This window comes from Streptomyces sp. NPDC060209 (assembly GCF_042728155.1).
Classification (GTDB): Bacteria; Actinomycetota; Actinomycetes; order Streptomycetales; family Streptomycetaceae; genus Streptomyces.
In genome coordinates this window covers 1-20,866 of the sequence record NZ_JBHWZS010000074.1, presented here as the reverse complement: position 1 = coordinate 20,866, position 20,866 = coordinate 1, and the positions used below count along the sequence as shown (strand labels likewise).

Sequence of the window (20,866 nt, the reverse complement as noted above, 5' to 3'; positions counted from 1 at the left end):
ATCAAATGATTCAAATGAGGCCATTTGACGAGTTCCATTCCGTGCCCAACTTGTCCAGGAAGTCGCTGAAGCGAATCAACGGCATGCCTACCTGGCTGGCCGCTCGGAGTGAATCAGTCGAAAATCCGCGACAATTTGGATTCGTCACAACAATGAAGTCTGGCTTCACCTCGCGATACCCTTCGGCCAGGGTGTACATTGCGTCGGCCGTGAATTCGTACATGTCGGTCGTTACGATTGTGAGCGCTCGTAGTCCTTTCCTCTCGACTCTGTAAGCGTGACGACCTTTACGTTTGAGCGCTGTAACAGCCCTGTTGCTGATGAGCCTGCGTCGCTCGTATCCTTCCTGGCTGTCCACATGCCTAGAAATGTCAACGGAACCCTGGAGAGCTTTGGTCAATTCACCGAGACCGGCGACGCAAACTCCAACCTCTTCTGCGTACTCGTATGCGCTGTGAGTAATCCGCAGTGTGGGGACTACTAGTGCGAAGCCAACTCTCGGATCAGCCCGTATAGCCGCTTCCAAGTCCCGGCGACTGAAAGTCTCTTCGTCCCGCATACCGAAGCAATGAACACGGGCATCTGGGTAGCCGTCGCGCCTAATTAGAAGCTGATCCCCTTCTTCCAGCACTGACTGAAAGCCATTCTCTTGCAATTTCTCTGCAATCCAGGTTCGAGCGTCCCGCACGTCATTCCCCCTCATCCGAAAAAATAGAATGCATTTCGACTGGAAAGCGCTCCGTGCCACTAGTGAAGTCATCGAGAATGTGCCGATCTTCAAACTGACTTACATGCAATTTATAGATCGTCGAAATCTCCTTCTCCTTTTTGGTAAGGAGATACCGATTGGCGTCAAGTATTTGCAAAATTCTGCGATTATTCGGCACGATCGTGGCGCGAGCATACTTGAACCAAAGGCTAGAATCTCGCCCGCTGTACGGATCCTCTTGGGGGCCGTATCGGGATATGACGGCAAAGTTCTCATCGAGCAGTTCCTGCACCGGCCGTCGGGCACCTTCTCGGGTCTGAAATTTAGGAACGGAAATTACCGCTTCGATCTCTGCGACCCTCGCTTTCTTCCAGCCGTGCAACATCGCGACCGGGTAGGCCGCAGGGGCCTTGTCGATTTGAGTGTGGCAATTTGCGCACAGTAGAATCAGGTTGCTGTGATGAGCTCGCTCCTTTTTGCCTTTTGCGTCTAGGGGTGTCGCGCGGGGGCCGGCGGGTGCGGCTGGGATGATGTGAGCCAGTTCGCCAAAATCGATGTCGAGATCCTCGGGGAACAGGTACTCTCGGCAGCCAGGGTTACCGCAATACCCTCCAGAGTCTCCCCAGAGTCGTCTCTTGGCGTGGGTGTCAGGGTTTACTCGGCAAGAGATTCCGCTCATGTGCTTACATCGCCCCAGCGCTAGGGCGTGAGGTGGCCCCTGTGGTGGCGTGGGTCGGCTGTATCGACCGTGGAGGCCGTTGGGTCGCTCGGGGCTCGTTTGCAGCAGGCATGCGGAGATTGTGCCTTGCATGCAGCGTGTGTGCAGGAGTTATGACTATTTCGTGATGCTTCCGTGTGGGGTCGTGCATGAGTCGCATCGACTCCCCCGGCTTCCGTCCCGTACGCCGTCGACCCACACACCGTGAAGCGGACGTGGTTCAGGGGCGTCAAGGTGGAGCGCGCCACTGTACGAACGACCTTGACGCCCCTGGGCCGCGTCTGCTCGGCTCCGCCTGGGTCGATGGTGTGCGGGACGGAAGCCCCACCACCTGTCACCACCCACGGACTCGCACTCGGCGGCGGCGCTCCCATGCTCCCGGTGCCGGCCGATCCCCCGCCGGAGGCATCATCTTGTGCCCGCGGATGACTTCCCGCCCTTTGCCCGCTTGCACGTAGCGCGCCGCCGGGCGCGGCCAGCCGGGGCGAAGACAGAGGCAGGCCGCGCCGCTGAGGCGGCGCGTGCCCGCGCCGTGCGCGGGTCTTGATGAAGTAGAGAAAGTTCTACCGCACGCAAATGAGCTTGTACCGCTTGGCCGTGGTCTGTCGGCTTGATACTCGTCTCGGCTACCGTTCCACTCATGCCTTCTGCACTGGACACGCCCCAGGGAGCGGCCGAACTCGCCGAGTCTCTGCTTCCTCCGCTCGGAAACCGCTGGCTGCACACTCAGGCCGTGGCTGCTCGAGCTGAAGAGGCTTCCGCGGCTGTGTCAGAGGAGGACCGGGACCTTCTGGTAGCCGCGGCGTGGCTGCACGACATCGGGTACGCCCCCGAGCTGCGGGATACCGGCTTTCATCCGCTTGATGGTGCTCGCCATCTAGAGGCACTCGGTGCGCCGACGCGCCTGGTACGGCTGGTCGCCCATCACTCTGGGGCTATCTACGAAGCTGAACAGCGTGGGCTGTCGGCAGAGCTGGCCGCCTACGACCGGGAAGACTCCGCGGTTCTGGACGCGCTGATCTTCGCTGACATGACGACGGGCCCTGCCGGACAGTCCTTCGACTTCGATGTCCGGATCGATGAGATCCTCGTGCGCTACGAACCGGGCAGTGAGGTGCACAACGCGATCAGTAAGGCGCGGCCGTATCTGAAGGAGGCTGTCGAGCGGACGCATGCCCGCATGGCTGATCAGCCGATGTAGGGCTCCGCTTGATCAGATAGGCCGCGCTCGATCCGCATCCGCATGGACGGGTGGATGTTCAGCTCGTCCAGCTTGCTTGGGTCGACGAAGGCGACTTCCTTGCTCTCGCTGCTGGTCCTAAGTGCACCGCCAGTGATCCGCGCCGTGAAGCAGATCGAGAATTGCTGGCGGACCTCACCGTCGTCGTAGGCCATGACGTGGCCGGGATCCGTATAGAGACCGACCAGACCTGTCACGACAACGTCGAAGCCGGTCTCTTCCTTCGTCTCGCGCACCGCTGCGTCCGCGACCGATTCGCCAACGTCGACGCCGCCTCCGGGCAGAGCCCACAGATTGTTGTCGGTCTTGTGGATGAGGAGAACCTCACCGGCATTGTTGCGCGCAACGGCAGTGACCGAGGGGACGATGCTGTTCGCCTTCGGAGCTTGCGGATCATTGATGTAGTCGACGCGGGCCATGGCTCCAGCCTCGCATGACTGGTGACCAGAGGTGCAAGCGCAAAGCTCACCGAGGTTGGGCCTACCTGCTGCCTGACTTGATCCACTGCCACTTAACGACACAGACCACCGGGGGTGCAACGAGCATGGTCAGCATCCACAGGCCCACGCTCGCCGGCGAGTAGATGTAGTAGCGCCAGTGCTCTGGTAGGGGCGATGGTGCGAGCAAGAGCACGACTAGCACTGCCCATGTGACCAGCACCGATGCCACCAAGCGCACAGTCATCCCTGTAGCCCCCGTAGGAGCTCGTCCTTGAGGCGAATTATAGGGCCGTTGCTACCTCCGCGGCTCCTGCCCCTAGATGAGCCCCTCCGTATGCAGGACGATTCTCAGGCCGCCCGGCCTCGCTCCCATGCGTAGTCGAAGCTGCGCATGTAGTGCCGGAAGGTCCGGGCCCCAGGGATGTAGCGGAAGTGCAGTACTGGATTCTGCCCCGCAGGTGCGCCCAGGACATGCGGGTTCACCAACACGTCCTCGTCGAAACGGTAGATGGAGTTGTACAGAATTGTGTCGTGAAGCCTGATCTCGACGCCGGGTGTCTGTGCTGCTGGTTCGAGGTACCGGCGAGTTATCCGAGCTCGGGCAGCGAGATCGTCGCCGATGCCCTCCTCTTCGCCTCGCTGGCGAATCATGGGCGACTCTGGGTCCCCCAGGAGGACGCGGACCTGAGTGCCGGCCTTTGCCTTGTCGGCAAGCTGGTCCGGTAGATCCGGGTGGCTGTCGAAGAGGAACAGTCCCGCGTAGACCAGAATCTCTACCTGGTCTGAGGCCTGCTCGATCAGCGAGGACCACAGCGACGCCGGGACTGCTCCGCGGTGCGGGTAATACGTGACCAACTCGGATGTGCTCGCGGTCTCTGTCTGCTTCTCAACTGTCGGCCAGAGGTAGACCTCGTCGACGCCCAGGAAACTTGCGGCCTTCCAGCGGTGGCCCCGGTGGGGAGTGCGGTTCGTGGTGATCCACCGCTCGACGCTCTTCGGATCCACGCCGACGTGATCAGCAGTGGACTGGATCGTCTCACCTTGTGCCGAAATGGCCGCCCGCAGACGTTCGTTCGCCATGAGGTGTCCTTCCCAATGGGACGTAGGGACGTTTTGACGGTAACTCAGACGTCCCTAAACGTCCAGACGGACCGTGATACGTCCATGGGCCCTCGCGGTCTCCTGTTCTCACCGGCAAGGGCCGGACAACAGTCGCTAGTTACAGGAGCCAAGACGATGCGTCAGATTCCCGTCGACACCACGAACGCGACCGTGATGGTCGCCAAGGCCCCTCAGCCGAAGGTCAAGGACCGCCGTACCGGTGAGATCGCGCTCGACAAGGACGGCGTGACGCTGATGACGGTGGAGGTCATGTTTTCCACGCCGGAAGAGGTGGAGATCCTCAAGCTCACCGTTCCGCAGCCGGGCGTCTCCGAGGACCTGTCCATGGGCACCCCGGTCGCGCTGACGGGGCTGGTCGCCTCGGCGTGGGAGAACGAGTTCAACGGGCAGAAGCGGCACGGGATCGCCTTCCGCGCAGTCGCGGTCACCTCGCTCGCCAACGCTGCTTCGGCCTCGAAGGCGGCCTGATCATGACCGGCTTCGCGGTCGCCCTGGTGCTGGTTGTCGCTGCCGCAGTGATCCTGCGGTGGCGGCGCCCCGCCTGGTACTGGCTGGCCTTCGGCGCGGTCCTCGCCGCTGCGCGGGTCCTGGTCCGCTACGTCGCCGTGATGGACGCCTGCGGACTGACCGTCACGCCTTCCCGCTGGCGCCTGGCGTTAGCCCGGATGACCAACCGGCCCGTGCCGGAGTCCCGCGCCCCGCGCATCCTGCGCGTCCACCCCACCCGCACCGGCCTGGTGCTCCGCCTCAAGCTCCGCCCGGGACAGGATGCCTTCGACGTCTCCGCCGCCTCGGACCGGCTGCGGCACTCGTTCGGTATGTACGGCGTGACCTCCCGCGAACTGCGCTCCGGCGTCGTCGAAGTACGGATGACCGGCTACGACGTGCTCAAGCGGGTGCAGATGCCCGCTAGGACCGATCCGGCGCCGATGCGGGTCCCGGTCGCCCTGCGTGAGGACGGGGCAGTCCACTACCGCGACTACCGCGCCGTTCCGCACGGGCTCACCCTCGGTGCCACCGAGTCGGGGAAGTCCGTCTATCAGCGGAACCTGGTGGCCGGCCTCGCGCCGATGGATGTGGCGCTGGTCGGGATCGACTGCAAGCAGGGCGTGGAACTCTTCCCGCTGGCACGCCGGTTCTCCGCGCTCGCCGACAACCCCGACACGGCCCTGGAGCTCCTCGATGCGCTCGTCTCGCACATGGAGGAGGTCTACCAACTGATCCGGGCCGAGCAGCGGATCACGGTGAACGTGGCGAATGCGGAGATCGCCGCCGACATCTGGGACCTGCCCGAGCACATGCGCCCCGTGCCGGTCGTGGTCCTGGTGGACGAGGTCGCCGAACTCGCCCTCTTCGCGACGAAGGACGAGGAGAAGCGCCGGGACCGGATCATCACCGCTTTGGTCCGCCTCGCCCAGCTCGGCCGTGCCGCGGGGATCTACCTGGAGATCTGCGGACAGCGCTTCGGCTCTGAACTCGGCAAGGGCATCACGATGCTCCGCGCCCAGCTCACCGGCCGCACCGCCCACCGAGTCAATGACGAGTCCTCCGCCAACATGGCCTTCGGCGACATCGCCCCCGACGCCGTCCTGGCCGCGATCCAGATACCCACCGAGACGCCCGGCATCGCCGTCACCGGTGATTCCTCCGGCGGCTGGGCCCGCATCCGCGCCCCGCACACCTCGCTCCGTACGGCCGTGAACATCTGTAACCGGCACGCCGACCGCACCCCGGACCTACCCGTCCTCGCACCATTCCGGCCCGCTGTCGGCGCCCTGGCCCCGGCCTCCGAGCCGCTCACCAAGCCTGCCTCCGTCACCGCCTGACATCTCCCCGCACCGCCGGTTGGCGCGACCGCATCGCGCCAGGTCCCTACCCGCTCCATGCCTCAAGGAAGGGAGAGCGACTCCCATGTGTGAGCACATCGAGGACTTCCACCGCACCGTGCTGATGCTCGGCGCTCTGGCCCTGTACGCCGAGATTCCCGGCGCCGATGACGACTTCATCGCCACCATCGGCCCGTCCCTGGCCGTATCGCTCCCAGAGCCCCCGCCGGGCATGTTCCCGCCCGGCTACGACACCATCGGCGACACCGACCACCCCGGGAGCGTCTGATGGCCCGCCCCGCCTTCCGGGTGGATGCCGTCTTGGTCCAGGCCGTCATCGCCGGTGCCCTGTCCTTCGCCCACCTGCACGACCTGGCCGCCGCAGCTGGGCAGGACGGCTGGAAGGCATGGGCCTACCCGATCTCGGTGGACCTGCTCTTGGTCGCCGCGTGGCGACGCCTACGCAGCGAGGGCCCGTCCCGGCTGGCCTGGTGCTGGTTTCTGATCGCCCTGTTCGCCTCGCTGGGTGCCAACGTCGCGACCGCCGGATTCCTCGACCTCGCCCACCCGCCGGCCTGGCTGCGGTTCGGCATCGCGGGATGGCCCGCCCTCGCCTTCCTCGGCGGCACCCTCCTCGCCCACTCCCACGCCGCCCAGGAGCCGGAGCCCGAGCCGGTTCCGCCGGCACCCGCAGCCCCGGAGCCCACTCCGGAAGTCGAGCTAAAGGCCACCTCCGATCCTCGACCGGAGCCCGAGCCCATCGCCGCGGCTGCCAAGGACATCCCGGAACTGGCCCCCTCCACCCCCGTTGCCCCGGCTGGCCCACCGGTCCCGGCTGCGCTGGTCGACCACGCCCGCAAGCTCGCCGACGACCACCACGCCCGCACCGGCGCCCGGATCGACACCGACACCCTGCGCGCCCGCCTCGGCGTCCCGTCCCAGCTCGCCGAGACCATCGCCGCCCAACTCGTCTGATCAGAAGGGAGATCCACCGCCATGCCCGCTCGTGACCACTTCCACTCCGTGATGCGGATCGGCCCGGTGCAGATCGGCACCCATCGCGACCGCCACGGCCGCACCAAGCACGCCGCCGTCTGCAGCGCTGACCGGTGCGGCTGGTCCGCCGACTACTCCAGCCAGAGTGCCGCCCAGCTCGCCGCCCGCACCCACCGCTGCACCGCCCGATAGGAGACCGACCCCATGGACGTCCCGCTCTGGCTCGCCCTGATCGTCGTCGGCGCTCTCGGCATCAAGCTCATCCGCCCGCCGCTGTGGCTGGTCGCCGTGCTGCTCCTGGGCGGCTACCTCCTCGCGGACAGCTTCCTGGCCCCCGCCATCGACAGCGTCACCAAGTAACCGCCCTCGAAAGGAGATCCACCATGTTCAAGCCCAAGGTCCCGACCATGCCGCAGCCCACCGGCTTCATCACCCCGCCGGCCGTCGTCGAGCCGACCACCGTGGTCCAGCAGAGCCCCACACCGCTGGTCGCCTCGACCCCTGCGGCCCGGCCCACCGTCCAGCTCACGCCCGGCTCCGCCCTCGCGCTCGTGGGTGGTGGGGCGGCTGTCGTCCTGGTCGTCGGCGCGGTCCTGGTCTCGATGCTCCTCGCGGTCGCCATCACCGGCGCATCCGTCGCCATCTGCGCCCTGGTCATCCGCTCGCTCATCGCTTCCGACAACCAGCACCGCTGACCGGCCTCCGGGCGGTGCCACAAGCCGCCAAGCATCGCCGCCGCCCGGACGGCCCACGCACTCCCTTCCAACCGCATCGAAGGAGAACCGTGGACACCCAAGCGCTCGCCCTCGCCTTACCGCTCATCGGCTGGGCCTCGCACACCGCCCTGCTCACCCACCGGCTCGCCACCGCCCGCCGGGACCCGCTCACCGGCCTGCGCACCCGCGCCGGATGGACCGTCCTCGCCGAGCGCGTCGTCCGCCGGCACCGGGACGCCGTGGTCCTGCTGCTCGACCTCGACGACTTTAAGAACCTCAACGACTCCCACGGCCACGCCGCCGGGGACTTCGCCCTGGTCGTCACCGCCGAACGTCTCTCCGCCTGGTGCGGCCGCAACGGCATCGCGGGACGCCTCGGCGGAGACGAATTCGTCGCCATCGCCCGCCAGGCCCCGGACCTGAAGAGCCTCCACCGCGCCTTGAACCAGCCCGTGGCCTACGCCGGGCGTCGGCTCCCGGTCTCCGTATCGGTCGGCTCCTGCCGCCTCACGGACCTGCCGGTCCGCAGCCTCTCCGACGCGCTCGCTACCGCCGACAGCGCGATGTACGCGGCCAAGGGAACATCCGGCCGCCGCGGCCCCCGCACGCTCAACCGCTGATTCAGCTCTGACCGGCCTCCGGGCGGCGCACAAGCCGCCAAGCATCGCCGCCGCCCGGACGGTCCGGCCCCTTCCAACCGCAATCGAAAGGACCACCATCATGGCCCAGCGCACCCCTGCCCCGACGCGGATCTGCCCGCACTGCGACGGCTTCCCCGCCGTCGCCATCGACACCGGCACCCTCCTCGACGACGGCACCCGCGCCACCCTCACCGTCACCTGCCGCTCCTGCCACGGCACCGGCACCACCGCGGCTTCGGCTCCGGTCGTCCACCGGGAGCACGCGTGACGGACACGATCCTCGCGGGTCTGGACCCGGCCACCCTCGGCGACATGCTGCGGGTGGCCGGGTCCCCCGGCTTCGACCGCTGGCAGGACCAGATCCGCCGCACCGGCGGCTGCTCCAACCCCATCCACCTCTCCGGCTGGACCCTCACCAAGGACAAGACCACCGGCCAGACCCTGCACCACTACTCCACCGAAACCGAGCCCGGCGGACGGCTCCGCGTCGCCTGCGGCAACCGCCGCGCCTCCCGCTGCCCGGCCTGCGCCTGGACCTACTCCGCCGACACCTACCACCTCATCCGCGCCGGACTCGCGGGCGACCAGGACAAGGACGTCCCCAACACCGTCCGCGACCACCCCCGCGTCTTCGCCACACTCACCGCCCCGTCCTTCGGCCCCGTCCACAACCGCCCCGACACCGGCCGCTGCCGCTGCGGCACCACCCACAACCCCGACGACGACGCCCTCGGCACCCCGCTCAACCCGGACTCCTACGACTACGCGGGAGCGGTCCTCTTCAACAACCACGCCGGGAACCTGTGGCAGCGCTTCACCAACCGGCTCCGCCGCGAGATCGCCGCCCGCGCCGGCCTCACCCAACGCGAACTCAAGGAAACGGCCCGGGTCTCGTACGGCAAGGTCGCCGAGTTTCAGAAGCGTGGCGCCGTTCACTTCCACGCGGTTGTCCGTCTAGACGGCCCGGATGGTCCCGTCAGCCCACCGCCGTCGTGGGCCTCGGTGCAGCTGCTCGACGACTCCATCCGCGCCGCCGTCGCGCACGCCTACACGACCATCACCGTCCCGGCCGCCGCCGGCCAACCCGCCCGCCCGCTCCGGTGGGGCACCCAGCTCGACATCCGGCCCATCCGCGCCTTCGACGCCGGGACCGACATCACCGAACAGGCCGTCGCCTCGTACGTCGCGAAGTACGCCACCAAAGCCGCCGAGACGACCGGCACCATCGACCGCCGCGTCGGCAACCGCGAGGCCCTGGTCCTCCTAGACCTCCCCGACCACCCGCGCCGACTCATCGAAGCCTGCTTCGACCTCGAACCGCTCTACCCGGACCGGCGGCTACGCGCCTGGGCTCACATGCTCGGCTTCCGCGGCCACTTCTCCTCCAAGTCCCGCCACTACTCCACCACCCTCGGCGCACTCCGCCAGACCCGCGCCGACTACCGCGCCGCCCAACAGCGCGAAGAACTCGGCCTCCCCGACCCCGACCCCGACCAGGACCCGACCGTCCTCGTCCTCACCGACTGGCAGTACGCCGGACAAGGCCACAGCCCCGGCGAATCGATCCTCGCCGCCTCGATCGCCAGAGACCTGCAACACAACCGCGAAACCGCACGCGAAGCCCTCGCCCTGGAAGGAGAGATGACCGCATGACTGACCGACTGCTCACGGTTGAGGAGGCCGCGCAACTCCTCGGTACAACCGCTCGCTTCCCTCGACGCCTGATCGCCGAACGGCGGATCGTGTTCGTGAAGGTGGGGCGCCATGTCCGCATCCCTGAGTGCGCGTTGGCTGACTTCATCTCGGCCAACACCGTCCAGCCCATCGTCACAAGCCGGCGGCAGTTCGGGGCGGTGGCCTAATGGCAAACCAGAAAGGGAAGCGTCGCCGGTTCGGTTCGGTCCGCAAGCTGCCATCCGGCCGCTTTCAGGCCCGGTATCCCGGCCCGGATGGTCTGATGCGTTCGGCGCCGGAGACCTTCCCCACTCAGACCGATGCTGATCGGTGGCTCGTCCGCAAGGAAGCGGAGATCCTCGACGGCCGGTGGAAGAACCCGGACGACAAGGTCCTCTTCGGGGTCTACGCCGACGCCTGGTTCAAGGAGCGCGACTATGCGGCCACCACCCGCGAACGCAACGGCAGTGCCCTACGTCTCCACGTCCTGCCTACCTTCGCGAAGGTGGTCCTGAGCGAGATCACCACACCGCAGATCCGCCGCTGGCGCGCCGGCCTCCTGGAGTCCGGTGTCGGTGAGCCGACGGTAGCCAAGGCGTATCAGATCCTCCGCGCCATTATGAACACCGCGGTCGATGACGAGGTGATCCAGCGCAACCCCTGCCGTATCAAGGGCGCTGGGGCGGCCAAGACAGCAGAGCGGCCTTTCCTCGATGTCACCGAGGTCTTCCAGCTCGCCGACGCCATGCCCGCGCGCTTCCGAGTGTTCATCCTCCTGGCGGCCTTCACCGGCCTCCGCTTCGGGGAGCTCGCCGCGCTCCAGCGCCACGACGTCGACCTCGAACGGCGAACCGTCGCAGTACGGCGTGCCCTGGCCGAGACCCGCACTGACGGCATCCTGGTCAAGGCGCCCAAGAGCGCGGCCGGTGTGCGTACCGTTGCCTTCCCGGCCTCGCTGACGGAGAGCCTGACTGCGCACCTCGCTGCCTACGCCGAGCCGGGTCGCACCGGGCTGGTCTTCACGGGTGCGAGGGGCGGACAACTTCGACGGAACAACTTCCGCCGCCTGTGGCTCCGGGCGCTGGAGACGACCGGTCTTGGAGACGTCCACTTCCACGATCTACGCCACACGGGGAACACCCTCGCCGCGACCGGCGGTGCGACTACCCGCGAGCTGATGCAGCGAATGGGGCACTCGTCGGTGCGTGCCGCGCTGATCTACCAGCACCTGGTGAACGGCCGTGACCACGCGATCGCCGCGCACGTCGACGAGCAGATCAGAAAGGTCCGGCCGGCAGAGCCCGACGACGCATCTGGCACGTGACTGGCACGACGCCTCTCCCCCGCCCTCGCGGCTGGGGAACGAACAAGGCCCAGGCTCCCGGTTCTGTACCGGTGACCTGGGCCTTCGTCGTGCTTCTTGCTGGTGGGCGCGGACGGTTTCGAACCGCCGACATCTGCTTTGTAAGTTCGGCCGAGGCAGCCTGGACAACTGCGCCTGCCTCGACTGTGGGCGCCCTCTGCGACCGCCCAAAGCTGCTGTTGTACGTCGTCGTTGATGTCAACCGCGGATGTCAACTACCCCTGGCACGAAACCTGCACACTGATCTCCCCGGACGTGGCGGCGCTTTTGCCTGGATAGCTACACCTGCGGCAACTCAGTCCTCCCTTTCACGAAGACGCAATTGTACGAAACGAAGCTGTCGCATTAGATTTTCTTCTGCCTCTTGCAAGGCTTCTAGCTTCCGGTTAGCGGCGTCATGCATTTCCAGCAACATTTGCATCTCATCTTGATTCGCCTTGCCATCTTCTAGAGAAATCAAAGCTTCCAATTCTCCCCTCTCCTTCGTCAGCGAATCCCGCTCCAAGTGCACCTCCTGTAGTTGACTCTGCATAACATTAGAGCGCTGATGGAGGTTACTCTGTCTACTGACTCTCGTTTGGCGTCGATCAGTACGCCCCCTTCCCAACCTGCCTCCTTCCCTCCTCATCGCGTCCCATTCTTCCGGATTCATTTGCATGGACTCGGTGCCGTCTGAATGCTGAATCGGGGAGGCGTTTCGGGCGAGAGCCAAGGCGTCTTCCATCTCGCTTCTGCGCCTTCTGAAGACCTCCCTCTCCGCGGCGCCTAGCCCTGGTTCCATGAATGCAGAATGCAGGTTTCTTTGTCGCGTGATCAAATTCTCCACGACGTCATTGTATTCTTCTCTGGCGATTCTTACCTGTTCCGAACCATTCTCCGTGGCACTTGGTCCGATGTTCTCAGCTTGAGCCACCGTGGATTCGCTAATGGCGGCCCCCAGCTCGGACTTAGCGACTTTGAGGAAAGTGCCCAAGTCTGCAAGGAGAAAGTCAAGTCCGCAACGCTCCTTGAATTCGCGCACCAATTCTGGCCGCGGACCAATAGTGATCCCGGATTCCAGCTGAATCCAATCTTCCTTTGCGTCATTCGTGACGAGTAGGACGGGCATTTTCCGGGACGCCGCTTCGCGCAGCACCTGTTCCCACACAAAGTAGTCACCATGAGCATTATCCGCCTTGTTGGCGTCCTTATACCCTGGCGGGATTTTCTTATCCGCCCTCTCGGTAAACCCTTCGATAAGCTTCCTGGACTCCTCCTCTTCGAATGGAGCTCCTGTCTTTTGGTCTAGAATTTCGGCAAGCGCCTCAAGGATTGGGTCATTCGTTGCAACCTTTGTGAGGCTGAGGTCGAAGGCCTCCCCGTGTTTCTGAATTTCTGCGATTACGGATTCGAAGGCCTTATTCAAAGGGTCGATCAGTTTCTGTCTATCCTCGGGCGCCATGGATCGCCTTTTGGCGAATGTGTTGAGTTCCTGGAGTGCCTTATTTCTCGTATCGTTGAGAGCCTTCGGGACGGAGGTGTAAAGGGTGATATGTTCATTTACGGCAGTCAGGCGCCGCGAATAGTACTCCTTGGCCACTTGGTGCGAAACCCACAGCCGTTCTTGCAAGGTCCTGAGTACCGAAAGTAGCTCGTTTCGAGCCTGCGGTGTAAATCGATAAAGGTTCAAAAGAACATTTGTATCCAGGGTGACGAGATACTCTTTTGCCCCTTTCTCGTAGTCAGGTAGGGGGCGCCTCCACATTCCTTCGAAACCCGACAAGAATGACGAGTATGGCATTTCTAGAGCTCCCGATCCGTTGGCTGTTGATGACGCCAAGGTAGCCGCAAAAGGCCCTTCCTTGCAGCCAGTCGGCTCCAGTGCACACGAAGGAGGCCAGGCGAGTAGCGCGTCAACGCAACGCAGAGTCTTCCGTCCACTTCGGGCGGCGCGTCCTTGAAAGCACTGCCGTTATGTCAGCTGCGCGTGCGAGGCTGAGCCCATGATTGGTGAAGTGCCGAACGTTGAAGTGGGCCAGGAGTACAACACGCGTCGGCTGGCGCATGACGTGGGCGTGCACAGGCCGTTGCAGGCCGGCATCTGCGGAACGCTGAGAACTGGAGCCGAGTCCATCGTCGTGTCTGGCGGTTATAAGGACGATGAGGATTATGGGGACGTAATCGTCTATACCGGTCATGGCGGTCAGGACGGCGCTGGTAACCAGGTGAGCAACCAGTCCTTGGACGATCCCGGCAACGCAGCCCTCGTGACAAGTCACCTTGAAGGCTTGCCCGTCCGCGTGCTCCGGGGATGGCAGAGCGATTCCGCGTACGCACCAGAGTCCGGCTACCGGTACGACGGCCTATACCGTGTCACCAGCTACGGGAGCAAACTGGGCATCGACGGCTACCTCATCTGGCAGTTCCGGTTGGAAGCTTATGACGGCACTCCCATCCCGCTGGTTGCGCAACAGCAAGAGCTGCCGGTCACGCTTGCGGAACCGGCAGGACTGAACAACGCCGCAGTGGCCGAGGGAAATGAAGCACCAGAGCGGGTCACTTCGACCGTGCAGCGCATCGTGCGTAGCAGCGTCGTGAAGCGCCAGGTCAAGGCATGGCACGACAATCGTTGCCAAATTTGCGACCTTCGCATCGAGGTTCCCGGAGGTATCTACAGCGAGGGCGCGCACATCCAAGCTCTTGGTACGCCTCACAACGGCCCGGATATCACCGGAAACATCCTCTGCCTCTGTCCCAACTGTCACGTGATGCTCGACGCCGGCGCGGTCGTACTAAGCGACGACCTCTCCGTAGTCCGTGATGGCGCGGAAAGTGGCGTATTGCGGACTCACCCGAAGCACGCCATCGACCTGGAATGTGTGAGGCACCATCGTAAGCGCTGGCGCCAGTGACACCCCAGGCTCGCTGTCATGTGGGGCCGACCGGCTCCCAACCTGACCTGCCGGTTTAGGGCGACTCGCAGACGGTCTTGAGCGCCGGCGTGCTTGAAACCGTGGGTCATCCACGCTGTCACGCAAAAGCGAGCCATCACCACCCATTCCGACCCACCACTCACCCCAGCTCCCATCCCGTCCGCCTTCGACCCACACACCGTGGAGCAGGCGTGGTTCAGGGCGTCAAGGTGGAGCGCGCCACTGTACGAACGACCTTGACGCCCTGGGCCGCGACTGCTCGGCTCTGCCTGGGTCGAAGGTGGTCGGGATGGGAGCCACCACGACGCTCACCACGCTCCGGCCGGCACTCGCGAACGGCGCCATCGCCATCCCGGTGCCGTAGCGCCCCCGCCGGAGGCATGTCTTGAAGCCGCGGGCTTAGTTCTCGTCTCATGCCCTCCGGGCCTATCCACTGCGGGCGCGCGTCGGCGGCGGCAGCGCCGAGCGGGCCGGAGGCAGGAGCGCGGGCGCAGCCAGAGCCGGGAAGCGCGACCGGCGGAGCGGAGCGCAGCCGGGTGCCTTGATGAGGTAGAGAAACCTGTAACAACTCTCGGCGTCGGTCAAGCAGAGTGCGAATCGGTCGGCAGGAGTCGACTGGTGAAACCGGCTTGGCGCAGTCGCTGGTACGCCTCGGCTACGTCGGCTGGTACGGGCTGGCGGATCATGAATCCCTGATCCGGGTAGATCATCAGTCGCTGAAGTGCGCCCGTAAGCATGTCGATCACCAGGCGCGCATCACCGATGGAGTCCGAGTACTCGTCCAGAGTGATCGGCGTCGAAGCGCTGACGATCTCCACCTCCGGCCACAGCTTGCGGGCAGTGGCGTATGCCCGCCGCTCCTCGTAGGGCTTGCTGATCAGCAGTACAGAGGCGACCTGGACGCCCGCTTCCTCCAGGACTTCCCGCGAGAAGCGGATGTTCTCACCTGTGTTTCGTGCCCTCGGCTCCACAAGGACAGCCGAGCTGGGGACACCCAACTCGAGTGCCCTCTCTCGGTAGTGGACTGCTTCCCCGCGGGGCATCCGCTCCCGAGTCGTGGGGCTCGTTGCTCCGGTGAAGAGCAGGAGCGGCACCAATCCGCGCTGATATAGGTCTGCCGACGTGTCGGCCACTCCCAGATCGTGGCTGCCGAGCCCGATAGCAACGGAGCAGGGTTGGAGGGCGTGGCCCATCTGGTGGTAGCCCCAAATGCGCCGAGCGTCGGCCCAGTCCTGTGCAGAAATCACTACGAGCCTTCCTTGTCCGTCGCCGAGTCAGGCACCTGGAAGTCGTATTCCCAAGCGAAGCGCGATGCCGCGTGCACTCCGATGGCGAACTCCACCACCGTGCCGTCGGCCGTGTACGTCGTCCGGTGCAGTTCAACGACTGGCTCTCCCGGAGGCAGTTGGAGAAGCTTTGACTCGTCCGGGGCGGCGGCCCGAGCGAAGATCCGCTCTTGCATGTGGTCGATCTCGTAACCGGCGTCATAGAGCACGCGGAACCCTCCGCCCCGGCCGGCGGGCCCGGGAGTCGGGTCAACGATGCGGGTTCCCTCGACGTGTTCGGGCCGGTAGTAGCTCGTCAAGGTGTGGGTGGGCTGCTCGCCTTCCTTCACGAGTCGCGCCCGCGCGTACACCTCAGCTCCTGCGGGCAGGCCGTGAGCTGCCGATACGGCGGGGGGAGCCTCCACAAGGCTGACAGTCTGCGTCTGCTCGTTCCGGCGGTAGGTACGTCCACTTGCCACACGATCCGCAATGAACGCCACTTCGTCGCTATCGCGCCACTTGGCCTTGTCGTATCGAGCGATACCTAGTCGCTTGAGAGGAACTTGCTGGCGCACGACCGTGCCGTGACCGCGGGATGAAGTGACCAGGCCTTCTGCTTCAAGAGCCTTGTAGGCGGCGTGAACGGTGGACTTGGAACCCTCGCCCGCCTCCACAAGCTCCCGGATGTGCGGAAGCTGCGCGCCCGGAGCGTAGTCACCGCCCCTGATCTGTTCGGCCAGCTTGTCTGCCAGCTCTCGCCACTTGGGCGCCATCCCGAACCCCTCTCGTCAGAACCAAGTCAAACACAGTCCTAGGACTATTGACAGTCCCGGGACTGCGGGCCACTATCTAGCTTAGCGGCTCGCAGTCCTAGGACAACGAGCCTTGGGGGCCCTCTTTGGGCTGCTCTACATCAATCCAGGGAGTATCAGATGCCGTCCTTCAAGATCGACGTTTCGACCGCTGTTGTGTTCGTTGCGACGCCTCCGACTCCGAAGCTCGTGAGTAAGCAGACCGGTGAGATCGCGATGGACCGGGAGACCGGTGCCCCGCTCGCGACGGTGGGTCTGCTGATCTCGGATGAGGGGGAGGGCAACCTCTACCAGGTGACCGTGCCGAACACGGGGGTCCCGGAGAACCTGACCCCGGGGACGCCGGTCACGGTGATCGGGCTCAAGGCCCGCGACTGGGAGAACACGTTCAACGGCCAGACCCGGCACGGGATCAGCTTCCGCGCGGTGGCCATCACGGCGGGTGCCTGATCATGTCGGACCTGACCACGGTGATCGAGGTGGCGGGGGCCTTATCGGCTGCCGGCGGTCTCGGCTATGCGAAGGTGCGCGCGCCTCGCGTGTTCTGGTCGCTGGCTGGTCTGCCGGTCGCTCGGGTCCGCTTCGCTGCCACGTACCGCTCGACGATGGATGTGTGTGGGCTGACGGTTCAGCCATCCCGCCTGCGGGCGTTCATGGTCCGCAACGTGGCCCGCCGCCCCGACGTGCAGCCGGTCCCGCCGAAGGTTCGCCGGGTCCGCGGCTCCTCCACCGGCATGCGGGTCACCCTCCGACTCCCGGCCGGCCTGGAACCCGCCGACGTCGCCGCGGCTTCGGAACGTCTCCGGCACGCCTGGGGCGTCCACTCCGTGCACGTCGTAGAGATCAAGCCCGGCTTCGTCGAACTCCGCATGACCGGCTATGACGTGCTGCGTCGGGTGAAGTTGCCGCGCCGGCCGCCCCGCAAGGTCACCTCGGGCCCGTTGGTGGTGCCGGTGGCGCTGCGGGAGGACGGGACCGCGTTCGTCCGCGACTACACGAAGATCCCCCACAGCCTGACCCTGGGCGCGAACCAGTCGGGCAAGTCGATGTATCAGCGCAACCTGATCACCGGCCTCGCGAAGTTCCCGGTCGGCCTGGTGGGGATCGACTGCAAGCGCGGTGTCGAACAACGCGGCTACGCCCCCCGGCTCTCGGCTCTCGCAGTCACCCCGGCTGAGGCATCGGACCTGCTCGAAGTCTTGGTCCGGGAGATGGAAGAGCGCTTCGACACCCTGAGTGCTCACGGCGTCTCGGATCTCTGGGACCTGCCCGCGAAGGTTCGGCCGGTGCCTTTGGTGGTGCTGGTGGACGAGGTGGCCGAACTGTTCCTGACCGCGGTCAAGAAGGACGAGGAACGCCGAGACCGCATGGTGATGCACCTGGTGCGCCTCGCGCAGATGGCTCGCGCGGTCGGGATCTACCTGGAGATCTGCGGACAGCGCTTCGGTTCCGAACTGGGCAAGGGCGCCACAATGCTCCGTGCCCAGCTCACCGGCCGGGTGGTGCACCGGGTCAATGACAAGCAGACCGCGGACATGGGCCTTGGCGACATCGCCCCCGATGCGGTCTTCGCCGTGACCACGATTCCGCCGGATCGCCCCGGCGTGGCCGTGGCCGGTGACTCCTCCGGCGGCTGGTCCCGCATCCGCACCCCCGAAATGAGTGCCGCCGACGCTGTGGCCACCTGCCACGAATACGCGCACCTGACCCCCGACGTCCCGGCTCTGGCCCCGTTCCGCCCGGTCGTCCGCACCGCCCCGGCTCCGGCTTCGCCGCTGGTCAATCCGCGACCGGTCACCGAGTAACACCCCTCGCATCCCGGTTGGCGCAACCGTCTCGCGCCAGGTCCCTACCCCGCCCATGCCCGGAACCGAAAGGACCCCACGTCATGGCCACACGGACCACCAAGCCGAAGAAGCCCACCGAGCCGGCCGTCTGCAAGCCCTGCGGCGGGACCGGAAACGTCCCCACCACGGTGCGGGTCGGTCGCAAGCGTCGCCCGGTCGGCCAGCAGGACGGCCTCTGCCTCAACTGCTTCGGCTCCGGCACCGACCCCGACGCCTGACCCCAACGCCCCGGATGCCGGGCGGTGAACACCACATCCCGCCTGGCCCGGCCCACTCCGAAAGGAGGTGACTCGATGTCCCGCAAGTTCCGTCTCGACGCCGTGCTGATTCAAGCTGTCATTGCTGGTGCTCTGTCCTTCTCTCACCTGCATGACCTTGCCGAAGCGGCCGGACAGGACGGCTGGAAAGCCTGGGCCTACCCGATCAGCGTGGACCTGCTCCTGGTCGCCGCATGGCGCCGCATGCGCACCCACGCCGACAACCGCGCCGCCTGGATCTGGTTCGTCATCGCCTTGGCCGCGTCGCTCGGCGCGAACATCGCCACCGCCGGACTCCTCGACCTCGACAACGTCCCGGCCTGGCTCCGCATCCTCGTCGCCGGCTGGCCCGCCCTCGCCTTCCTCGGCGGCACCCTCCTCGCCCACGCACCCACCACACCCGAGCCCGAGGCCCCGGCCGCTGCACCGCTGGCTGCCCCGGACCTCGAACCGGCCCCGAACGTCACGGTCGAGCGGGCTCCCGAACCAGCCCCGGAACTCCCGGCCGCTCCTGCTCCACCCGCGGCTGCTGCCCCGGCGACCGTGCCGGCTGTGGCTGTTCCGCCGGCCCTGCTCGACCACGCCCGGAAGGTCGCGGACACGCATCACGCGACGACCGGCGCCCGGATCGACTCGGCCACGCTTCGCGCTCGCCTCGGCGTCCCGGCCCCGCTAGCTGACGCCATCAACGCCCAACTCGCCTGATCCAGAGGAGGTTTCGTCATGCCGCGTCCGAACCGCTTCACCGACGTGATCCGTATCGGCCCGGTCCAGGTCGGCACGCACTACGACGGTCGGGGCCGGACCAAGCACACCGCGGCCTGCACCGCCCCGGGCTGCAACTTCTCCGCCGACTACCACGGCCGAGCCGCCGCCGAACTCGCCGCCAAAACCCACCGCTGCAACCCCTGAAAGGAGAAACCCATGTTCACCCCGAAGTACCCGACCCCGGACACCGCCCCCACCGCGGACACGTCCCTCGTCCGCCCGCTCACCGGCCTCGTGCACCCCCCGGCCTGCACCTGCCACCACACCACCGCACCGGCCCCGGCGCCCACCCCGGCCCCGGTCGGCCGGCCCTCGGTCCAGCTCACCCCCGGCGCCCTGATCGTCGCCGCCGCCGGAGGAACCGGTGTGATCCTCGTCGTCGGCACAGTCCTGGTCTCGATGCTCCTCGCGGTCGCCATCACCGCCGCATCCGTCGCGATCTGCGCCGTCGTCCTGCGCACACTCCTCAACAACCACCAAGGGCGGTGACCGTCGTGGAGCTGCCCGTCATCGCCGCGGCGTTACCCGCCCTCGGATGGGCCCTGCACGGCAGCCTGCTCGTCCGCCGCCTCTCCACCGCCCGCCGAGATCCGCTCACCGGCCTCCACACCCGCGCCGGCTGGACAACCCGCGCCGAACGCATCGCCACCCGCTCACCCCGTGCCCTGGCCCTGCTCGTGGACCTGGACGACTTCAAGGCCATCAACGACACCCACGGCCACCTCGCCGGCGATGCGGTCATCACCGCCACCGCCGCCCGGCTCGCCGACTGGGTGCTCAGGGCACGGCATCGCCGCCCGCCTCGGGGGCGACGAATTCGCCGCCATCATCACCGACCCGGCCAACATCCCCTGCGCGACCACGCTGAACGAAGCGCTGCACCGACCGGTCACCTACCGCGGGCTGGTCATCCCGGTCGCCGCCTCGGTCGGCTTCTGCCACCTGAGAGACCTGCCCGTACGCACCCTCACCGACGCACTGTGCGCCGCGGACGCCGCGATGTACGCAGTCAAAGGTCGCGGCCGGCGCAACAACACCCCGCGCCCTTAACAGCCCCCGGGGCGGCCTCGGTCGCCAAACTTCCGCCGCCCCGGGCGCCTCAACACCTTCCAGATCTAGCTGACCCGAAAGGGAGATCCCATCATGCCCCAGCACACCCCGCCCCGGCCGATCTGCGCCCACTGCGACGGCTTCCCCCAGGTCGCCATCACCACCGGCCAGACCACCCCCACCGGACACCGGCAGATCATCACCGCGGACTGCCCCGCCTGCCACGGCACTGGCCACCTCCTCCCCGCTCGCCCCAACGCTCGCGTCGGGGTGTGAGCCCCATGGCCCTCCTGGACTGGAGCGACAAGAAGCACTTCGACCCCACCGGCGACAAGCCCTGCGTCCTCTGCGACAAGCCCACCCCGCTGCGCTCCGACCGCGGCAAGCCCGTCCACAAGGTGTGCGCCGAGGAGTGGATCGACAACCACCCGCCCAAGGAGAACCAGTGACGGACACCGCCACCGCGGCGGGCCTGGACCCGGCCACCCTCGCCGATGTGCTGAGGGTGGC

Annotated in this window: 30 protein-coding genes and 1 pseudogene; 24 read left to right on the top strand and 7 right to left on the bottom strand. The window is 66.1% G+C overall.

From position 1 onward, the window contains the following. Nucleotides 1-10: 10 nt before the first annotated feature. Both ACFWFI_RS16660 and ACFWFI_RS16655 read right to left on the bottom strand, forming a co-directional pair. Complete coding sequence (locus ACFWFI_RS16660; protein ID WP_387390280.1) at nt 11-223, bottom strand: class I SAM-dependent methyltransferase; 213 nt, start codon at nt 221-223, stop codon at nt 11-13. Nucleotides 224-689: 466 nt separating this feature from the next. After that, nucleotides 690-1,388, bottom strand: coding sequence for an HNH endonuclease signature motif containing protein (locus ACFWFI_RS16655; RefSeq protein ID WP_387390277.1), 699 nt, complete (start codon nt 1,386-1,388; stop codon nt 690-692). 679 nt (nt 1,389-2,067) lie between these two features. Here ACFWFI_RS16655 and ACFWFI_RS16650 point away from each other — a divergent pair. Further along, complete coding sequence (locus ACFWFI_RS16650) at nt 2,068-2,628, top strand: HDIG domain-containing metalloprotein (protein ID WP_387390274.1); 561 nt, start codon at nt 2,068-2,070, stop codon at nt 2,626-2,628. Here the strand turns inward: ACFWFI_RS16650 and ACFWFI_RS16645 are convergent. Both ACFWFI_RS16645 and ACFWFI_RS16640 read right to left on the bottom strand, forming a co-directional pair. After that, entirely contained in the window at nt 2,616-3,086 is a 471-nt protein-coding gene (locus tag ACFWFI_RS16645) for an NUDIX hydrolase (protein ID WP_387390271.1), read from the bottom strand. The two genes, ACFWFI_RS16650 and ACFWFI_RS16645, sit on opposite strands and share 13 nt — an antisense overlap. 369 nt (nt 3,087-3,455) lie before the next feature. Then, a complete protein-coding gene (locus ACFWFI_RS16640) occupies nt 3,456-4,187 on the bottom strand; it encodes an XRE family transcriptional regulator (RefSeq protein WP_387390268.1) in 732 nt (243 codons plus the stop codon). Between the two features lie 156 nt (nt 4,188-4,343). On the opposite strand from ACFWFI_RS16640, the gene ACFWFI_RS16635 reads away from it, so the two are divergent. The 12 genes from ACFWFI_RS16635 to ACFWFI_RS16580 all read left to right on the top strand — a co-directional run bounded on the left by ACFWFI_RS16635 (nt 4,344) and on the right by ACFWFI_RS16580 (nt 11,406). Beyond that, nucleotides 4,344-4,697 carry an SCO3933 family regulatory protein gene (locus tag ACFWFI_RS16635; RefSeq protein WP_387390267.1) on the top strand — a complete coding sequence of 118 codons (354 nt, stop codon included), beginning with the start codon at nt 4,344-4,346 and terminating at the stop codon, nt 4,695-4,697. Nucleotides 4,698-4,699: 2 nt separating this feature from the next. Beyond that, nucleotides 4,700-6,055, top strand: a complete 1,356-nt coding sequence (locus tag ACFWFI_RS16630; RefSeq protein WP_387390264.1) for an FtsK/SpoIIIE domain-containing protein — start codon at nt 4,700-4,702, stop codon at nt 6,053-6,055. 85 nt (nt 6,056-6,140) lie between these two features. Continuing rightward, the gene (locus tag ACFWFI_RS16625; protein ID WP_387390262.1) at nt 6,141-6,344 is read left to right on the top strand and encodes a hypothetical protein; all 204 of its coding nucleotides are present in this window, start codon (nt 6,141-6,143) and stop codon (nt 6,342-6,344) included. Next, nucleotides 6,344-7,030, top strand: a complete 687-nt coding sequence (locus tag ACFWFI_RS16620) for a DUF2637 domain-containing protein (protein WP_387390259.1) — start codon at nt 6,344-6,346, stop codon at nt 7,028-7,030. Before ACFWFI_RS16625 ends, ACFWFI_RS16620 begins: the two co-directional genes overlap by 1 nt. A gap of 21 nt (nt 7,031-7,051) precedes the next feature. Continuing rightward, entirely contained in the window at nt 7,052-7,243 is a 192-nt protein-coding gene (locus ACFWFI_RS16615) for a mobile element transfer protein (RefSeq protein WP_088574294.1), read from the top strand. A 12-nt stretch (nt 7,244-7,255) separates the two neighbouring features. After that, a complete protein-coding gene (locus ACFWFI_RS16610) occupies nt 7,256-7,411 on the top strand; it encodes a hypothetical protein (protein ID WP_106972736.1) in 156 nt (51 codons plus the stop codon). A gap of 23 nt (nt 7,412-7,434) precedes the next feature. Continuing rightward, complete coding sequence (locus ACFWFI_RS16605; protein WP_033299726.1) at nt 7,435-7,746, top strand: hypothetical protein; 312 nt, start codon at nt 7,435-7,437, stop codon at nt 7,744-7,746. Between the two features lie 89 nt (nt 7,747-7,835). Then, nucleotides 7,836-8,387, top strand: a complete 552-nt coding sequence (locus tag ACFWFI_RS16600) for a GGDEF domain-containing protein (protein ID WP_387390256.1) — start codon at nt 7,836-7,838, stop codon at nt 8,385-8,387. Nucleotides 8,388-8,487: 100 nt separating this feature from the next. Continuing rightward, entirely contained in the window at nt 8,488-8,676 is a 189-nt protein-coding gene (locus ACFWFI_RS16595) for a hypothetical protein (RefSeq protein ID WP_387390254.1), read from the top strand. Next, complete coding sequence (repSA, locus tag ACFWFI_RS16590) at nt 8,673-10,061, top strand: replication initiator protein RepSA (protein ID WP_387390251.1); 1,389 nt, start codon at nt 8,673-8,675, stop codon at nt 10,059-10,061. The genes ACFWFI_RS16595 and repSA overlap by 4 nt, the downstream gene beginning before the upstream one ends. Next, on the top strand, nt 10,058-10,270 hold the full coding sequence (locus ACFWFI_RS16585; RefSeq protein WP_387390249.1) for an excisionase family DNA-binding protein: 213 nt from the start codon (nt 10,058-10,060) through the stop codon (nt 10,268-10,270). The genes repSA and ACFWFI_RS16585 overlap by 4 nt, the downstream gene beginning before the upstream one ends. Further along, nucleotides 10,270-11,406 (top strand): tyrosine-type recombinase/integrase, encoded by a 1,137-nt coding sequence (locus ACFWFI_RS16580; RefSeq protein ID WP_387390246.1) that lies wholly within the window; start codon nt 10,270-10,272, stop codon nt 11,404-11,406. The genes ACFWFI_RS16585 and ACFWFI_RS16580 overlap by 1 nt, the downstream gene beginning before the upstream one ends. A 334-nt stretch (nt 11,407-11,740) precedes the next feature. Here ACFWFI_RS16580 and ACFWFI_RS16575 read toward each other — a convergent pair whose 3' ends face one another. Next, on the bottom strand, nt 11,741-13,207 hold the full coding sequence (locus ACFWFI_RS16575; RefSeq protein ID WP_387390244.1) for a PIN-like domain-containing protein: 1,467 nt from the start codon (nt 13,205-13,207) through the stop codon (nt 11,741-11,743). A 220-nt stretch (nt 13,208-13,427) separates the two neighbouring features. On the opposite strand from ACFWFI_RS16575, the gene ACFWFI_RS16570 reads away from it, so the two are divergent. Continuing rightward, entirely contained in the window at nt 13,428-14,336 is a 909-nt protein-coding gene (locus tag ACFWFI_RS16570; protein ID WP_387390242.1) for a YDG/SRA domain-containing protein, read from the top strand. A 602-nt stretch (nt 14,337-14,938) separates the two neighbouring features. Here the strand turns inward: ACFWFI_RS16570 and ACFWFI_RS16565 are convergent. Together ACFWFI_RS16565 and ACFWFI_RS16560 are read right to left on the bottom strand one after the other, a co-directional pair. Further along, nucleotides 14,939-15,604: a YdcF family protein gene (locus tag ACFWFI_RS16565; protein ID WP_387390240.1), complete on the bottom strand. Its 666-nt coding sequence runs from the start codon at nt 15,602-15,604 to the stop codon at nt 14,939-14,941. Further along, nucleotides 15,604-16,395 (bottom strand): GntR family transcriptional regulator, encoded by a 792-nt coding sequence (locus ACFWFI_RS16560; RefSeq protein ID WP_387390237.1) that lies wholly within the window; start codon nt 16,393-16,395, stop codon nt 15,604-15,606. Before ACFWFI_RS16560 ends, ACFWFI_RS16565 begins: the two co-directional genes overlap by 1 nt. Before the next feature lie 159 nt (nt 16,396-16,554). Here ACFWFI_RS16560 and ACFWFI_RS16555 point away from each other — a divergent pair, with 159 nt between their 5' ends. The 10 genes and pseudogenes from ACFWFI_RS16555 to ACFWFI_RS16510 all read left to right on the top strand — a co-directional run bounded on the left by ACFWFI_RS16555 (nt 16,555) and on the right by ACFWFI_RS16510 (nt 20,805). Further along, on the top strand, nt 16,555-16,884 hold the full coding sequence (locus ACFWFI_RS16555) for an SCO3933 family regulatory protein (protein ID WP_387390235.1): 330 nt from the start codon (nt 16,555-16,557) through the stop codon (nt 16,882-16,884). A gap of 2 nt (nt 16,885-16,886) precedes the next feature. Next, complete coding sequence (locus tag ACFWFI_RS16550; protein ID WP_387390233.1) at nt 16,887-18,239, top strand: FtsK/SpoIIIE domain-containing protein; 1,353 nt, start codon at nt 16,887-16,889, stop codon at nt 18,237-18,239. Nucleotides 18,240-18,322: 83 nt separating this feature from the next. Further along, nucleotides 18,323-18,499: a hypothetical protein gene (locus tag ACFWFI_RS16545; RefSeq protein ID WP_387390232.1), complete on the top strand. Its 177-nt coding sequence runs from the start codon at nt 18,323-18,325 to the stop codon at nt 18,497-18,499. Between the two features lie 75 nt (nt 18,500-18,574). Then, on the top strand, nt 18,575-19,243 hold the full coding sequence (locus ACFWFI_RS16540; RefSeq protein WP_387390229.1) for a DUF2637 domain-containing protein: 669 nt from the start codon (nt 18,575-18,577) through the stop codon (nt 19,241-19,243). Between the two features lie 18 nt (nt 19,244-19,261). Next, nucleotides 19,262-19,450 (top strand): mobile element transfer protein, encoded by a 189-nt coding sequence (locus tag ACFWFI_RS16535; protein WP_386320233.1) that lies wholly within the window; start codon nt 19,262-19,264, stop codon nt 19,448-19,450. Between the two features lie 12 nt (nt 19,451-19,462). After that, nucleotides 19,463-19,795 carry a SpdD protein gene (locus tag ACFWFI_RS16530; RefSeq protein ID WP_387390225.1) on the top strand — a complete coding sequence of 111 codons (333 nt, stop codon included), beginning with the start codon at nt 19,463-19,465 and terminating at the stop codon, nt 19,793-19,795. Further along, nucleotides 19,792-20,022, top strand: a pseudogene (locus tag ACFWFI_RS16525) (diguanylate cyclase domain-containing protein); the annotation flags it as partial. The gene ACFWFI_RS16530 and the pseudogene ACFWFI_RS16525, both read left to right, overlap by 4 nt. 16 nt (nt 20,023-20,038) lie before the next feature. After that, on the top strand, nt 20,039-20,356 hold the full coding sequence (locus ACFWFI_RS16520) for a diguanylate cyclase domain-containing protein (protein ID WP_387390222.1): 318 nt from the start codon (nt 20,039-20,041) through the stop codon (nt 20,354-20,356). A gap of 93 nt (nt 20,357-20,449) precedes the next feature. Continuing rightward, nucleotides 20,450-20,632 carry a hypothetical protein gene (locus tag ACFWFI_RS16515; RefSeq protein ID WP_387390219.1) on the top strand — a complete coding sequence of 61 codons (183 nt, stop codon included), beginning with the start codon at nt 20,450-20,452 and terminating at the stop codon, nt 20,630-20,632. A 5-nt stretch (nt 20,633-20,637) separates the two neighbouring features. Further along, complete coding sequence (locus ACFWFI_RS16510; protein WP_387390302.1) at nt 20,638-20,805, top strand: hypothetical protein; 168 nt, start codon at nt 20,638-20,640, stop codon at nt 20,803-20,805. The last annotated feature ends 61 nt before the right edge of the window (nt 20,806-20,866 follow it).